Origin of the sequence: Edwardsiella hoshinae NBRC 105699 = ATCC 33379, from assembly GCF_000474215.1 — a bacterium.
Lineage (GTDB): Bacteria > Pseudomonadota > Gammaproteobacteria > Enterobacterales > Enterobacteriaceae > Edwardsiella > Edwardsiella hoshinae.
Window position 1 is genome coordinate 11,642 of the sequence record NZ_BAUC01000024.1, and the last position, 16,010, is coordinate 27,651.

Below are 16,010 nucleotides of genomic sequence, written 5' to 3' on the forward strand. Positions count from 1 at the left end.
GTTATTCGTGACGCCGCATTATACGGTACACTTCGTCATTTTGAACGTCTTTCGGACCTTTACATCTCCCTAATTCGAGGGATGGATCACCGGGTATAACGCCAGCCTGCGAGCCAGATCACGACTCCAGCAACATACAGGCCCACTGGCCAGAGCGCAACATCAGCCATCGTGAGGATGGTACCACTGAGCAACAGGGTGGCGCCAATGCCGAACAGATAACGCGCACGCCCCTGCTTATGACTCTGTTGTCCCAATTGGCGCGCCATATTATCCATGCTGTATTGCAGACGCCGCTGCTGTTGCAGACTGTCATACAACAGCTCCGGCATCTCCGGCAGCTTCTCCGTCCAGTAGGGAGCCTTCGCCTTCAGCGCACGCAGCAAGGCTGGTAAGCCGACCTGATCGTGTAGCCAGTTCTCCAAAAAGGGCTTCGCGGTGGTCCAGAGATCTAACTGCGGGTATAACTGACGTCCCAGCCCTTCGACATACAACAGCGTCTTCTGCAACAAGACCAGCTGCGGCTGAACCTCCATATTGAAGCGCCGTGCAGTGTTAAACAGATTGAGCAGCACATGGCCGAAAGAGATCTGATCCAACGGTTTCTCGAAAATGGGTTCGCACACGGTACGAATGGCGAACTCGAACTCTTCGACGTTCGTGTCCGGCGGTACCCAACCGGAATCGACATGCAATTGCGCTACCTTCCGATAATCTCGATTGAAGAAGGCGATGAAATTTTCTGCCAGATAACGCTTATCCGCCTTATTCAGACTGCCGACGATGCCACAATCGATGCCGATATATTGCGGATCCTGTGGATGGTCATAGCTGACGAAGATATTGCCCGGATGCATGTCGGCATGAAAGAAGCTGTCACGAAATACCTGGGTGAAGAACACCTGCACGCCACGCTCCGCCAACAGCTTCATATTGGTGTTTTGCGCACGCAGTGCCGCGATATCCGATACCGGAACCCCATAGATCCGCTCCATCACCAGTACCGATTCGCGGCAATAGTCGGAAAACACCTCTGGCACATACAGCATTGGGCTGCCATCAAAGTTACGCCGCAATTGGATGGCGTTAGCCGCTTCGCGTAACAGATTTAACTCATCTAACAATGTCTTCTCATACTCACGCACCACCTCACGTGGACGTAAACGGCGCCCATCGGGTAGCAGCTTTGGTACCCAGGCCGCTAACCGATACATCAAGCGCACATCCGCCTGGATGATCGGTTGAATATCGGGCCGGATCACCTTCAATACCACTTCTCGACCATTCTCCCGTAGCGTGGCGGTGTGCACCTGAGCGATGGAGGCGGATGCCAAGGCTTGACTGTCGAAATCATCGAACCACTGGGACAGATCACCGCCTAAGGCCGCCTCAATCTGCTGGCGTGCCAACGCACCGTCGAATGGTGCCACACGATCCTGCAATAACGCCAGTTGATCGGCGATAGCCGGGGCGAAGAGGTCACGCCGTGTCGACAGCATCTGTCCGAACTTGATCCACACCGGCCCCAACGTCTGTAGCGCTAAACGTAGCCGCTCACCTAAGGGCTTATCCGCATGACGGTTACGTAACCAAAACAGACAACGGCGTCCAATGCGCAGCGGCAGGGTAATGCGCATCTTCGGGATCAACTCGTCCAGACCATAGGCCAAGAAGACACGAATAATTAGACAGAGACGGCGCAACTCGCTTGGCGTCATCGGCGCTTCTCCAACTGGGCGAGGCGTTGTGCTAACGCCTCTTCTTGACGCCGCAAGGCCGCAACCTCGTCCTGAAACCAGGCATACTCCAGCGCGCCGGGGGCCAACTGCCACTCTTCGATCAAGGCATCACGAGCATAGTCGCGTTGTCGGCACAGCGTAGCGCTAAGCGTCTGCATGCCTTTTTGCAGCGCCGAACACACGCCTTGCGCCACGATATCACCGGTATAGGGGGCGATGAGCTCAGCCGGCGACCACTCAGCCAAATCAAGTAGAGCAACAAACTGCTGTACCACCTGAATATCCCCGTCGACCCGCAGTTCGCCGGCATGCATCAACGCCGCCAGACGACGGCGATCACGCAGTTGCGGCAACACCGCTAGACGCGCTCTCACCCGGCAATCCACCGCCCCTTCCCAGGCGGCTAACACATCGACCTGCCGCTGACTGAAACTGAGGAAGAACGGCTGATCCAGCTCCGCCAGCGCCATCTGTAGCACACGCCCTGCTAGACGTTGCCGGGCACTCTGTAACGCGCGATCCCGATACAGCGCACTATTCAGCGCGCGCTCCAATAACGCCGTACATAGAGGAGTCAGCATGCCGTTTCCTTCAGCTTAGAACTTATAACCACGATGCAGGGCCACGATACCGCCCGTCAGATTATCGTAAGAGGTATTTTCAAACCCGGCTTCATCCATCATCGCCTTCAGCGTCTCTTGGTCCGGGTGCATGCGAATGGACTCCGCCAGATAGCGATAGCTATCGCCATCGTGCGCTACCGCCTCACCAATACGCGGCAACACATGGAATGAATAGGCGTCATATGCCTTGCTCAGCGCCGCGAATTGCGGCTTGGAAAACTCCAATACCAACAGACGACCCCCCGGCTTCAGAACCCGGAACATGGAACGCAGTGCTTTGTTTTTATCTGTCACATTACGCAGACCAAAGGCGATGGTGATGCAATCGAAATGGTTCTCAGGGAAGGGCAAGGCTTCCGCATTCGCCTGTACATAGTTCAAGTTGCCTGCGATACCCATATTGCGCAGCTTCTCACGACCGATCTTCAACATCGAATCATTGATATCGGCCAGTACCACCTCGCCTTGCTCACCCACGATACGTGAGAATTTCGCGGCCAGATCGCCGGTTCCTCCCGCCAAATCGAGTACGCGCTGCCCCTGGCGCACACCGCTGCAATCGATGGTAAAGCGCTTCCACAGGCGGTGGATCCCGAATGACATCAGGTCATTCATTAAATCGTACTTACCCGCCACGGAGTGAAAAACCTGCGCGACTTTTCCAGCTTTTTCGGCGGTGGCAACAGTCTTGTAACCAAAGTGTGTGGTTTCCGGCGTTTGATCTACCATTTCTTTCCTTAGCCTAAATTGGTGGTTGCATGACACCCGGCCGCGGCAAGGGTGCCTCAACATCGCCCAAAGGGGACGACTCAGTATCAACATCAACGGGGTGGAGTGCAGGTGTTACCGACGCTGGGGAGGCAGAGAAACGAGCCGGGAACGCGACCTCCGCGCAGGCTGCCGCAACGCGCTCTCCATCCGCTGACAACGGGCCGGTATCCTGAACCAGCGGCGGGCTGATAGGGCGTTTCACTTCCACGCCTAGCCCGCGAAAACTTTCCACTTGGCCTATCAGGTTACCACGCCCGTGACTCAGTTTGTTCATTGCCTGACGATAACTTGACTGAGCACGCTCTAAATTTTGCCCGAGTGCAGACATATCATCGACGAATAAGCGTACTTTATCGTATAGCTTAGCTGCACGATCCGCGATTTTTTGCGCATTTTGACTCTGATATTCATAACGCCATAAATTATTGATAGTGCGCAGTGCTACCAAAAGGGTGGTCGGGCTAACCAGCATAATATTATTGCGTAGCGCCTCACTAATCAGCTCCGGATCGCGATCAATAGCCGCTAAAAAAGCCGGTTCGAGCGGGATAAACATCAGAACGTAATCCAGAGTACGCAAGCCGGGCAACCGTTGGTAATCCTTACGCCCCAACTGACGAATATGGGCGCGTAACGACAAGATATGTTGTTGCAACGCCTGTTCGCGCACAGCGTCATCCTCTGCGTTAAAGAAACGCTCGTAAGCGACCAGCGACATCTTGGCATCCACCACCACATCTTTCCCCTGAGGCAAATGCACCACCACATCGGGTTGCATGCGCCCGCGGTCCTCCGTCTGCACGCTGACTTGCGTATGGTACTCATATCCCTCGCGCAACCCCGAAGACTCCAATACCCGACTGAGCACAACCTCCCCCCAGTTGCCCTGAGTTTTGTTGTCCCCCTTCAAGGCTCGCGTCAAGTTAAGCGCTTCACGCGCCATCTGGGCGTGCAGCTGTTGCAGATTGCGGATCTCATGGGTCAAGGTGTGACGCTCACGGGCCTCTTGGCCGAAGCTGTCATTAATCTGACGACGGAAACCGTCTAACTGCTCACGCAGCGGCATCAATAGCGCATCAAGACTCTGGCGATTCTGCTCCTCGACCCGCCGTCCGCTGTGCTCGAAGATCCGGTTGGCCAGGTTCTCGAACTGAACATTGAGCCGCTGCTCGGCATTCAGCAGCAGGCGCTGCTTCTCCTCCGCCCCCATGCGCGTCTCTTCCAGACGAATCGTCACCTCGCGCAGCTCCGCCTCCTGCGCACTATTGACCTCACGCAACGCGCGTAGCTCCTGATTCAGACGCTCGCACTCATCATGCCATAACTGTTGTTGACTGATGCGTTCCTGCGCGGCGGCCAATTGACGCTCTAGCACACCCAGCGCCTGTTCATGTCCGACCCTTGCCTGCTGTGCACGCAGCGAGGCCGCTAACCAGCCAATCAGCGCGCCAGCCAACACCGCTATGGCTACCCAAATCATCGCGTTATCCACCCTGCCTCCAGCTCTGTTGCCTCGTTCGACACGGTAATCAGCGCCTGTATGGATGTCCAGAGATTAACGCCACAGAATGTGAAACAGCACGGCGTGGTCTTACCCCATCCACTGCCCCAACCAGCGTATTCCTAGCATACCGGGGGCCAAGATACCGGCTCCCCAGATCAAGGCTGACAGCAGATTAGCCAGCTGAAAATAGCGTTGCGGCATGGCGCAAATACCGGCGACCAACGGCACCGCCGCCCGTAACGGGCCAAGAAAACGGCCGAAGAAAACGCCCCAGAATCCCCAGCGCTCGAAGTAACGATGGCCACGTTGCAAGATATGCGGATTGCGCGATAACGGCCAGACATCACCGATCTGCTGTTGATAGTGATACCCCAGCCAGTAGGAGAGCCAGTCACCGAGAAAAGCCCCGCTCGCCGCCGCTAGCCAGGCGGGGACGAAAGCCACACCGCCCTCGCCCAACAGGGCGCTTAACGCGAAGAGGATCACTGTCGCCGGCAACAACAGGGAAATGAAGGCCAGCGACTCACCGAAAGATAAAACGAAAACCAGGGGTAATGCCCACGCTTGATGCTGGCGGACAAACTCGACAGTACCTTGAATCATGCTATCTAACACGCCTCACTCCTCATACGACGGCTGGAGGCCCAGCTTACCCGCAGTGAGGGCGAGAAAAAACCAACGGCCGCTAAATCGGCCGTTGGTTTTGTACTACTCGATAGACCTGACGATTAGGCCGCCGCCTCAGCTTCGGCCTGGGCGCGTGCCAGCTCACTGCCGCGTTTCACCCAAAGCGTACGCCACTTACGCAACGCCGACAGCAGGATCACCATCCCCAACACCAACATGATAATGGAGATAGTGCCGTTGAACAGGTTGTACCCCGCCGCCTGCGGATTGAAATAGACATGTTTTACCATCCAGTAACCCGCATAGTTCACTGTAATGAACAGGTAAACCAGCGGTAGGATACAGGTCAGCATGTAAACACGTTTCGTCGCCAGACGCAGAATAATCGTTGCGCCGATGATCAGACCGACAGAAGCCATCAATTGGTTGGAGACCCCGAACAACGCCCATACTGAGTTGATGTCGCCGGAGTTGAGCAGATAGCCCCACAGCAGACAGGCGACGATAGAGCAGAAGATCGAACCCGGCAGCCAATCGGTGCGTTTCAGTGGTGCCCACAGATCGCCGAGGAAGTCTTGCAGCAGATAGCGCGCCACCCGCGTCCCAGAGTCGACCGCCGTCAGGATGAACACCGCCTCGAACATGATGACAAACTGGAAGAAGTAGGAAGCGAGGCTGCTAAACCACGGCACCCGGATAAAAATATCGGTCATGCCGACCGCCAGGGTCACCGCCCCGCCGGTACGGCCATACAGATCCAGACCGATCTCCTGGCTTAGTTGTGGCAGGTGAACCACCTCCATCCCCAACCCGGCCCAAGCCTGAGCACTGGAGTTAATGGCAAAGTAATCCGCCGGATGCAGCGAGGTGGCGGCGATCAGCGCCATCACCCCGACCACACACTCTGCTAGCATCGCACCAAAGCCCACCGGCAGGATGTCGCTCCACTTATCAATCTGCTTCGGCGTGGTACCGGAACCGATAAAGGCATGGAAACCAGAAATGGCGCCACAGGCGATGGTAATCGAGATAAACGGCCACACCGGACCGGAGAGTACCGGGCCGCCGCCATGGATAAAGGCTGTGATCGCCGGAAACTGAATAGCCGGATTGATGAATACCACCCCGACCACCAGCGCACCGAAGACACCGATCTTCATAAAGCTGGATAAGTAACCGCGCGGCGTCAGCAACATCCACACCGGCAACGCGGTGGCGAAGAAGGCGTAGGCCGGCAACAACAGGCTCACGGTGGAGGATTTCCAGGTCAGCCACTCACCAAGAGGGGTATGCTGAATATAAGGACCGGCAAAGACGCACAGGATGATAGCGGCGATACCAACATAGGTCGCCCCTCTCATGCTACCGGTAATGCGCTCCCACAAGCCGACGCCGATAGCAATAGGGATGGTCATGAAGACGGCGAAGGTGCCCCACGGGTTGCGTTCTAACGCATGGACCACCACCATCGACAACCCCGCCATGGTGATGGTGATGATAAACAGCATCGCAAGTCCAGTACACCAACCGGCGATCGGCCCTAACTCCGCCTTCGCCACCTCGGACAATGATTTACCCTGATGCTTCATCGAGGCAAACAGCACCACGGTATCGTGTACCGCGCCACCGATGACACAGCCAATCAGCAGCCATAACAGCCCGGGTAGATAGCCGAACTGCGCAGCCAGCACCGGCCCGACCAACGGACCGGCGGCGGCGATGGCCGCAAAGTGGCTACCGAAGTTGACCCATTTTTTGGTCGGCACATAGTCTTTACCGTCTTCGTAAGTGTGTGACGGTGTGACCTCACTGTCGTCGGCACGCAGGACCGTCTTGACGAAGAAGAGGCCGTACAGACGGTAGCAAATCGCCAGAATACATAGCGTCGCCACCACGAAGGTAATCGCATGTTGCATGGTTATACTCTCCCCTGAGGATTTCTCAGGGATTAGCCTACCCTCTTCTACACCGCCATCGCGCTATCTCGCGGCTAAGCGGTAGTCTGGCTTACTAAGCGGTCGAAAAACGTGCTCGAGCGGTAGCGACAGCGACAGCGACAGCGACAGCGACAGCGACAGCGACAGCGACAGCGACAGCGACAGCGACACACACTCGCATGGCCGAGCGCTTCTGCCACTCCGATCACAAGATAGTTGCTTACTATCTCACCGCACTATGCCATTTATGTGAAAATTGTCACATTATTTTGTCGATTATGAGGTTGTTTCTTCACGCGGAGTGATTCAAATCACGCATTTGTCCGATAAACTTCAGTAGAGTGATCCCTTGTTCCTCACTGGAGGATAAACGATGACACAGGAGTCAGCAGCGATGTCTAAACCTGAAGTATTTCACCTCGGACTGGCCAAGAGCGATCTGCACGGCGCCTCACTGGCCATCGTGCCCGGCGACCCGGAGCGCGTAGAAAAAATTGCCAAACTGATGGAGAATCCGGTCAAGCTGGCCTCGCATCGTGAATTCACCAGCTGGCGTGCCGAACTGGATGGCAAGGCCGTCATCGTCTGCTCCACCGGCATCGGCGGTCCGTCGACCTCCATCGCCGTCGAGGAGTTGGCGCAGCTCGGTATCCGCACCTTCCTGCGTGTCGGCACCACGGGAGCCATTCAACCGCATATCAATGTCGGCGATGTCCTGGTCACGACCGCCTCGGTGCGCCTGGATGGCGCCAGCCTGCACTTCGCGCCGATGGAGTTCCCGGCTGTAGCCGATTTCGCCTGCACCACCGCCCTGGTCGATGCGGCTCACGCCGTCGGCGCCACGACCCACATCGGCGTCACCGCCTCCTCTGACACCTTCTACCCAGGCCAGGAACGCTACGATACCTTCTCTGGACGTGTCACCCGTCGCTTCCGTGGCTCGATGAAGGAGTGGCAGGAGATGGGGGTCATGAACTTCGAAATGGAATCCGCCACCCTGCTGACCATGTGCGCCAGCCAAGGGCTGCGCGCCGGGATGGTCGCTGGGGTTATCGTCAATCGCACCCAGCAAGAGATCCCCAACGCCGAAACCATGAAGCAGACCGAATCCCATGCGGTACGTATCGTGGTCGAGGCCGCCCGTCGTCTGTTGGCGGCATAAGCGCTAGCATCCGCGTTATTCAGGCCGGGCATCGCCCGGCCTGATGCATTGCGTCGCTTACGTTACCGCTTGTTCCTCCCGTAAGCGACGCGCCGCCGCCACCATATTCGCTAAGGATTGGCGCGTCTCCACCCAGGTACGAGTCTTTAATCCGCAATCGGGATTCACCCACAGCCGCTCGGCAGGAATATGCTCTGCCGCCTTGCGCAGCAAGGCCACCATCGCCGCCTCTTGCGCCACATTCGGTGAATGGATGTCATATACCCCAGGACCAATCTCATTGGGATAGTCGAAACGTGCGAACGCCTCCAGCAGCTCCATATCCGAACGGGCCGTCTCGATGGTGATCACATCAGCATCCAGCGCTGCAATTGCCGCCATGATGTCGTTAAATTCGCAGTAACACATGTGGGTGTGGATCTGCGTGTCGTCGCGCGCCACCGCCGCCGTCAGACGGAACGCCGCCACCGCCCAATCCAGATACGCCGCCCACGCTTCCTGACGCAACGGTAACCCCTCACGCAACGCCGGCTCATCGATCTGGATGATACCGATCCCCGCCCGCTGCAAATCGTCGACCTCATCGCGCAACGCCAGGGCCAGTTGGCGCGCGATCACCTCACGCGGCAGATCCTCGCGAGGAAACGACCAACACAACATGGTGATCGGCCCGGTCAGCATCCCTTTCACCGGACGCGAGGTTTGTGCCTGGGCGAAGGTCGCCCACTCGACAGTGATCGGGGCGGGGCGACTGATGTCACCGATGATCACCGGTGGTTTAACGCAGCGCGAACCATAACTCTGAACCCAACCATGGCGAGTGAAGGCAAATCCCGCCAGTTGTTCACCAAAATACTCCACCATATCGTTACGCTCGGCTTCACCATGCACCAAAACATCCAGTCCCAACCACTCCTGCTCACGGATGGCCAGGCCGATCTGCTCGCCGATCCCGTGCTGATAGCGCTGTGCAGTCAGCGTACCGCGCCGGAAATCACGACGCAGCGCTCGGATAGCCGATGTCTGAGGAAACGAACCGATAGTGGTCGTCGGCCAGCGGGGCAAATGAAAGCGTTGTCGCTGACGGTGCGCCCGCAGTGGATAGGCGCTGGCACGCTGCATATCCGCCTCAGTCAATGCTGCCAAGCGCTCAGCCAACGCCGGGTTATGTACCCGGGCGGAGTGGCGGCGCCGATACAACGGCGCACTATAGTCCTGTAAAGCGGCCAAACCCTGCTCCGGCGCATTGAGCGCGCGTGTCAGCAACGCCAATTCTGCGCACTTTTGCAGAGCAAAAGCGAACCAACTGCGCACCTCCTCATCCAGTTCGCTTTCTGCCGCCAGATCGATGGGAGAATGCAGTAATGAACAGGCGCTCCCTACCCATAGTGGACGCGAACCGACCCAGGGTTGCAGGCGCTGCTGCCAATCGACTAGATCGGCGCGCCAGACGTTGCGCCCGTTGATCACGCCTAACGACAGCACCCAGTCTGGCGGCAATGCCTGGTGCAGGTGCGCGAGATCATCGTTCCCCTGAACCAAATCAACATGTAGCCCCTGCACCGGCAGCGTGCGGATCAGCGGCAGATGGTGGCTGATAGCGCCAAAGTACGTGGTCAACAGCAGCTTTACCGTTCCTTGTAGGGAGTGATAAGCCCGTTGGTAAGCTGCGCGCCACGCCGGTGGCAATGTCAGCACCAGTGCCGGCTCATCCAGTTGAACCCACGTCACACCGCGCGCGGCCAGCGCCTCCAACACCTGACGATAAACAGGCAGTAACCTATCGAGTAGGCTGAGACGATCAAAGGGCTCACCCTTCACCTTACCCAACCACAGGTAGGTCAGCGGCCCCAGCAACACCGGCTTCACTCGGTGGCCCAGCGCCAGCGCCTCGTCGACTTCATCCAATAACTGACACCAGCCTAATGAAAAGTGCTGATCGTGCGTAAACTCCGGCACGATGTAGTGATAGTTGGTGTTAAACCACTTAGTCATCTCCGCCGCGGCGATGGGCTGGCCTCCTGAGGTGTGACCGCGCGCGATGCGAAACAGAGTATCCAGGTCAATCGCCCCATCGACGCGCCGATGACGTGCCGGCACATTGCCCAACATCAGACTGGTCGCCAAGACATGGTCATACCAGGCAAAATCGCCTACCGGCAGGAGGTCGACACCAGCCTCCCGCTGTTGTCGCCAATGCCGCGCCCGCAGCTCGGCGCCACAGGCCAAGAGCGTCTGTGATGAGGCATTGCCGGCCCAATAATTCTCCAATGCGCTCTTTAATTCGCGTTGTAGACCAATGCGTGGAAAACCTAAGGTATGGCTGATTACCGTCATCTTCTTTCCCCTCTCAATCTCGCATATCGACCGGCAGTAACTGCAATCGATATGCCATTACGGATGTTTAGCCATCCAGATGTTTACACATCCATAATCGACAGGTAGTGTAGAGGACTCAAGCGCAATCTGTTCACACATTGATTGAAGGTTTCTCATGATCGAACTGAAACACCTCCGGACGCTTCAAGCGCTACATCGCTATGGCTCGCTGGCCGCCGCCGCCGCCCAGCTACACCAGACTCAGTCAGCCTTGTCCCACCAGTTTAGTGATCTGGAGCAGCGTTTGGGATACCGCCTGTTCGTGCGTAAGAGTCAACCCTTGCGCTTGACTCCCCAGGGAGAAACCTTACTGGCTTTGGCGCAACACGTGTTGCCGCAAGTTCAACAGGCATTGCAGCAGTGCCAGGCACCGGCATGCCAGACGTTGCGTCTGGCTATCGAGTGTCACAGTTGCATTCAATGGCTGACGCCAGCCCTGAACCAGTTTCAGGCCGCCTTCCCTCAGGTGACGCTCGACTTCCATTCCGGCGTCACCTTCAATCCACAGCCAGCGCTGCAACGTGGTGAGCTGGATCTGGTGCTCACCTCCGATATCCTGCCGCGCAGTACCCTGCACTACGCGTCACTCTTCGACTATGAGGTGCGTCTGGTGATGGCACCTAGTCACCCACTGGCACGGCGGGCGATGATCCGCCCGCAGGATCTGGCACAAGAGACGCTGTTGATCTATCCGGTGGCGCATCAACGCCTGGATATCTGGAGTCATTTTCTACAGCCGAACGGTATTACACCGCGCTGGAAACCGGTCGATAATACGTTGCTACTGCTACAGATGGTGGCCGCGGGGATGGGCGTCGCCGCCCTACCGCATTGGGTCGCCGATAACGGCGAGCGTCAGGGAGCCTTGCTCACCCGGCCATTAGGCGGGGGGCTGTGGCGACGGCTATATGCGGCGCTCCGCACCGGCGAACAACGCCAACCGGTGATGCACAGCTTTATTCAGCAGACACGCCGCCATGCCTGCGATCAGCTGCCGTTTGTGCGCGATGTGGCACGACCCAGCGCCGGTGTACCCAGAGTGACAGGGCGATCACCGTCCCCCCCAGCGTCAGTCTGAGCCAGTCGGGATGCTGCTGCCAAATGGCGAGGTTGACCAGCAGCCCAGCCGGGATCAACGCATTGTTCATGATCGCCAGAGTGCCGGCATCCACCTGAGTGGCGCCGTAGTTCCACATGAAATATCCCAGCCCTGAGGCTCCGATACCTAGCCACAGCAAGATCCCCCACTGCACCGGCGTGCTGGGAAGTTGCTGAACATTGCCATACAGCCACCAGGCGGGAAGTGCCACCGCCAGCGCCCCCAAGTAGAACCAGGAGAAGGCGCGATACTGAGGCAACGGCATCACTTCCATCAGGCGCTTATATCCCACCTGCCCTAGCGCGAAGCATAGGTTGGCCCCCTGGATCAGAGCGAAGCCAAACAGAAATTGTGAGCTAAGCGGGTTATAACGGATGATCAACGCCCCCAGAACCGCCAGCAGGGCACTGCCCAGATAACCAGGACGCAAACGTCGTCCTTGTAACAGATCGTAGATCAGCGTGACATATAACGGTGTCATGATGGTGAACAGTAACACCTCTGGCACTGTCAGATAGAGGAACGCGGGATAGTAGAACAGGTACATTAGCCCCAATTGACAGGCACCAACCGACATATACGCCAGCGCCTGACGCGGACGGACTCCCCGCCAACGAAGAAAGGGCAGGAAAACCAGCGCCGCCAACGCGACACGCACCAATACAGCAAACCAGCTATCGACCTGGCCCGCCAGATAGACACCGATCAGACTAAAGGAAAAGGCCCACAATAGCGTGGTCATCAGCAACAGCAACACGACAGCGATCCATCCATTATCTTCGATGGGCGCCATTCTACCCAAGGACGCGGCACGCCGCCGTGCGGAGTTGGTTTACCGATGAACAACAATTCGGCTATCACACGCGTTTAGCGCTTGCGCGACAGTTGTACGCTATCCTGTTCCCGCGCGAACTCGGCCAAACGATCGAAATCGCGCCAGGTGTAATAGGCGGCGGGCGTGGGTAGGCGCTTCATCGCATCGCCCGTTAACAGGCGCAACTCACCTAAATCGGCCAGATCATAGTGATACAGCCGGGTCGGCAGCATCAGGCGTAGTGGTGGCGCCAGTTCGCCAGGCACCGGTGTCGGCAGGCGATCGACCGCGGTGTCGTAGTTACGTTTCAGCACCAGAAATTTCTGCGGCACCGCCTGATGACTGTCCCACCAGCGGCCATCCAGCATGTCAAACTGAAAACGCGTCAATACGGCAGGTTGTGCCTGGAGCTGGCACAATGCCTGAGGTAACAGCGTCATCATCGCGGCGTTGTATTGCCCCATCGAGGCCAGATGCCCATTCAGGATCAACTGCAACGCCAGGCGTGTCCCCAACAGATTGGAATACAGATCCTCCGGGGAAAAAGCCGACACTCCCTCGGAAAAGCCACGGATCGACTCGTAACCATACCACTGAGCGATCTCGTGCCAGGCCGCCACCTGAAATGCCAGCCGCGCCGCCAAGTAGGCCGCCAGAGTATAGCGCTCCTGCGCCTCCATCGGTGGAGTAAAGGCGTTGAACACCAGCCAGCGCTGCGCCAACTCATCGCCCAGATCCAACTGAAATGCCTGACCGAGGCGTGGATAGAGTTGACTAAAAATATAGGCCGTCATATCGGCGCTATCACGCACATGCGCCATATCGATAAAACCGCCCCGTCGCGTATACAATAGGCCATTGTGTTCATTGCCCAGCCCGGCCAAGCTGGCCAAAGCGCCGAACAGGCTGTCGTTGTAACGGTGGTTGCCCAGCGTATCCGCTTCAATCACGTTGTTCAGCCGGTAAAAAGGGATCGGAACCCCCAATGCTTCGGCGTTAAGGTCATAACCGAAGGCGCAGCAAGGGCGTAAGCCATCCGGGGGCGGCAATGGCGCGCTCACTGGCCAAGCGTGTGTCGCCTGTTGCGGCTGCAACTGCGCCAAGTCGAGACTCATCGGCAATCCGAAGGCGCCAGCCGTAGCGCTGCAAAGCAGCAGCAACGCGCACCATCCCCGTAGCGTTCCCATCAAAACGCCTCTCCCACCTGAAAATAAAAGCCGCTGCTCGCACGGCCAATACCATAATCCAAACGAATATTAATGCCCGGCTTAAAGGCAAACCGGTAACCGACGCCGATGGTCGGCAACCAACGGCTGCTCCCCAGCTCACGCACATTAGGCCCCATGGTGCCGGCCCCCCCCCAAACGACAACGCCATGGCGCCAATTCAGCTTCTGCCGGTATTCCAACTGCGAACTGATCAAATTACGATCACGATAACGTCCCTGGTAATAGCCGCGCATCCGCTGATCGCTGCCTAGCGATGGCAACATGTTCCATGGTACATCACCCTGGGTAAACTCCCCATCAACCTCCCAGGCCAGCACACGTTGCTCATCCAAAGCATGGTAAGCGCTAAAGCGTGCCATGATGTTATCGAAGCGCGTATCGCTGCCCACCTCCGGCATGTAGTGGGTATAGCGCAAGCTCGCCAACATACCGCGGCGGGGATTGGGAACGAAATCTCGGCTGTCATACTGAAGTGACAGGCTCGGTCCAGAGCTGGATACGGCGCGACCATAAGGGATCTGTGCCAGGCGATCGGTCGACTTGACGTCGGCAGCATGCATCATCGACAGCGACCAGCCCATACCGACGTACGTCTGGTTCGCCAGACGGTAGAGGACGTCAGGCTGCAAGCGCAGCGACTGCGCCGTGTACTTCTGCCGGCCATCGTCGTCGGCACCCGCTCGGAAGCCTTGCCCCCAATAGTAGGTCGGCGTGTCACTGATTCCACCAGTGATAAAAATACGCCACTGATCATCGGCGAAGAAACTGTAGTTACGAAGCCCCAAACCGAAAGCGCCGGTCGAGCTGATATAACCGCTGAGGGTGATGCTGGAGTTTTGGCTCACCGTATCCGTCGCATCGGGTCGATAGAGCCCCGCTACCGCCGCGCCTAACCCAAGCCCCAGCTCGGGATTGAAGAATGGCCCCGGTAACACTCCCCAATCGATCCCCTTGTCGGGGTCGAAACGATCGTCACCGCCCAATTGCGTCAACCAGCTATCAACCTGCGCACGTGTCGGTAACAACGCCGCGGCTCCCGCCAACGGCGAGAGCGTGCAGAGCAGAGTCAACCCACGCAGGAGATAACGCATCAGAAGCGATACTCTCCGGCGATGAAGAAGCTATTACGCTCGGCGAAGCCCACTTCGGTCGTCAGGTTAAAGTTACGGGTGATTTCATACTGTGCGCCAATCAGCACGTTCCACGGCGACGACAGATGCTGGCGTACATCGAAGCGACCTTGCCCTTTTGTATTCACCAAATCAATCATTCCCTGTAGCTCTGACGGCATCGACAGATCGTTAATGTTGCCCTTGAACTCCTGCTGTACATCCTGGTACATGCTGCCGACCCACAGGCTAAGCTTGCCGTTAGGCAACCCGATGGTATCGATGCCGGGGGTGATGAAGCGGTAACCGACACGCGGCGACAGGGTGAAGGCGTCGATGCTACCGTCGAGAATATCGAAGCGGGTCTGGGTATAGTTCATATCGACCAGACCGAACCAGTTACCATAGCCGCCGGCGAAAACCGTACCGGCACCGTAGGTAGTTCCCTTAAAATTCAGTTTAAAATCGATATTGCTATACAGTGTATGACCATCTCTCAGTAAAACATCGATCTTAGATAGCGAGCTACCTCGCGTATGACCCACTACCCCATAAATATTCATAAACGGGAATAGCCACGCATCCAGCTTGATCGTCTCGGTCTTACTCTGTTGACGAGTATTACCCACTTTAATATTAATAAAATCAGATGGTAATGGCACTCCCGGCAGCCCTGGGAAAGATGGTATTTCTAACCCACTAAAACTAATGCTATCCACCACGATATTCTGGCGCATATTCATATAGTTAACATTAATACCGAAGGGCTCGGGCAGTTCGTAGCCGCGTGCGCGCGCCTCGTCCCCCCAGATGGGCAACAGCGAACGCTCAACCGGCGACTCGCTAGACTGCGCTGGAACAGAGGATTTGCTGCCCGCCGTGTGGGTCTGTTGTGGCAGACCATAGTAAGTAGGGAGAGTGGCACTAACTTCAGACGGGATCTCCTGCGTAGCCGCATGGACAACACCGCTCATCAGTACGCCAGACAGGCAGAACAGCAATGCGCGATTATTCATT

The 16,010-nt window shown here is 57.2% G+C and carries 12 protein-coding genes and 1 pseudogene; 2 read left to right on the forward strand and 11 right to left on the reverse strand.

Annotation, left to right across the window (positions count from 1 at the left end):
- Nucleotides 1–86: 86 nt before the first annotated feature.
- From ubiB to EHO01S_RS11750, 6 genes are all read right to left on the reverse strand, one after another.
- Nucleotides 87–1,718, reverse strand: coding sequence for a ubiquinone biosynthesis regulatory protein kinase UbiB (gene ubiB / locus EHO01S_RS11725; RefSeq protein WP_024524129.1), 1,632 nt, complete (start codon nucleotides 1,716–1,718; stop codon nucleotides 87–89).
- Nucleotides 1,715–2,320: a ubiquinone biosynthesis protein UbiJ gene (gene ubiJ, locus EHO01S_RS11730; RefSeq protein ID WP_024524130.1), complete on the reverse strand. Its 606-nt coding sequence runs from the start codon at nucleotides 2,318–2,320 to the stop codon at nucleotides 1,715–1,717. The genes ubiB and ubiJ overlap by 4 nt, the downstream gene beginning before the upstream one ends.
- 15 nt (nucleotides 2,321–2,335) lie before the next feature.
- Complete coding sequence (gene ubiE / locus EHO01S_RS11735; RefSeq protein ID WP_024524131.1) at nucleotides 2,336–3,091, reverse strand: bifunctional demethylmenaquinone methyltransferase/2-methoxy-6-polyprenyl-1,4-benzoquinol methylase UbiE; 756 nt, start codon at nucleotides 3,089–3,091, stop codon at nucleotides 2,336–2,338.
- A gap of 13 nt (nucleotides 3,092–3,104) precedes the next feature.
- The gene (gene rmuC / locus EHO01S_RS11740; RefSeq protein WP_024524132.1) at nucleotides 3,105–4,625 is read right to left on the reverse strand and encodes a DNA recombination protein RmuC; all 1,521 of its coding nucleotides are present in this window, start codon (nucleotides 4,623–4,625) and stop codon (nucleotides 3,105–3,107) included.
- 99 nt (nucleotides 4,626–4,724) lie between these two features.
- Nucleotides 4,725–5,240, reverse strand: coding sequence for a DedA family protein (locus EHO01S_RS11745; RefSeq protein WP_035370537.1), 516 nt, complete (start codon nucleotides 5,238–5,240; stop codon nucleotides 4,725–4,727).
- Nucleotides 5,241–5,365: 125 nt separating this feature from the next.
- The gene (locus EHO01S_RS11750) at nucleotides 5,366–7,180 is read right to left on the reverse strand and encodes a carbon starvation CstA family protein (RefSeq protein ID WP_024524134.1); all 1,815 of its coding nucleotides are present in this window, start codon (nucleotides 7,178–7,180) and stop codon (nucleotides 5,366–5,368) included.
- A 415-nt stretch (nucleotides 7,181–7,595) separates the two neighbouring features.
- Here EHO01S_RS11750 and udp point away from each other — a divergent pair, with 415 nt between their 5' ends.
- Complete coding sequence (udp, locus tag EHO01S_RS11755) at nucleotides 7,596–8,363, forward strand: uridine phosphorylase (RefSeq protein ID WP_024524135.1); 768 nt, start codon at nucleotides 7,596–7,598, stop codon at nucleotides 8,361–8,363.
- A 57-nt stretch (nucleotides 8,364–8,420) separates the two neighbouring features.
- Here the strand turns inward: udp and metE are convergent, their stop codons facing one another.
- Nucleotides 8,421–10,700, reverse strand: coding sequence for a 5-methyltetrahydropteroyltriglutamate--homocysteine S-methyltransferase (gene metE, locus EHO01S_RS11760; RefSeq protein ID WP_024524136.1), 2,280 nt, complete (start codon nucleotides 10,698–10,700; stop codon nucleotides 8,421–8,423).
- A 157-nt stretch (nucleotides 10,701–10,857) separates the two neighbouring features.
- Between metE and metR the strand changes: the two are divergent.
- Nucleotides 10,858–11,784: pseudogene (metR, locus tag EHO01S_RS18380) on the forward strand (HTH-type transcriptional regulator MetR); the annotation flags it as partial.
- On the opposite strand, the gene EHO01S_RS11770 reads toward metR, so the two are convergent.
- The 4 genes from EHO01S_RS11770 to EHO01S_RS11785 all read right to left on the reverse strand — a co-directional run bounded on the left by EHO01S_RS11770 (nucleotide 11,699) and on the right by EHO01S_RS11785 (nucleotide 16,009).
- Nucleotides 11,699–12,598: a carboxylate/amino acid/amine transporter gene (locus EHO01S_RS11770; RefSeq protein ID WP_024524138.1), complete on the reverse strand. Its 900-nt coding sequence runs from the start codon at nucleotides 12,596–12,598 to the stop codon at nucleotides 11,699–11,701. The pseudogene metR and the gene EHO01S_RS11770 sit on opposite strands and share 86 nt — an antisense overlap.
- 110 nt (nucleotides 12,599–12,708) lie before the next feature.
- Nucleotides 12,709–13,842, reverse strand: coding sequence for a DUF4056 domain-containing protein (locus EHO01S_RS11775; RefSeq protein ID WP_024524139.1), 1,134 nt, complete (start codon nucleotides 13,840–13,842; stop codon nucleotides 12,709–12,711).
- Nucleotides 13,842–14,975 (reverse strand): BamA/TamA family outer membrane protein, encoded by a 1,134-nt coding sequence (locus tag EHO01S_RS11780; RefSeq protein WP_024524140.1) that lies wholly within the window; start codon nucleotides 14,973–14,975, stop codon nucleotides 13,842–13,844. Before EHO01S_RS11780 ends, EHO01S_RS11775 begins: the two co-directional genes overlap by 1 nt.
- Nucleotides 14,975–16,009: a hypothetical protein gene (locus EHO01S_RS11785; protein WP_035370533.1), complete on the reverse strand. Its 1,035-nt coding sequence runs from the start codon at nucleotides 16,007–16,009 to the stop codon at nucleotides 14,975–14,977. The genes EHO01S_RS11780 and EHO01S_RS11785 overlap by 1 nt, the downstream gene beginning before the upstream one ends.
- Nucleotide 16,010: the final 1 nt, after the last annotated feature.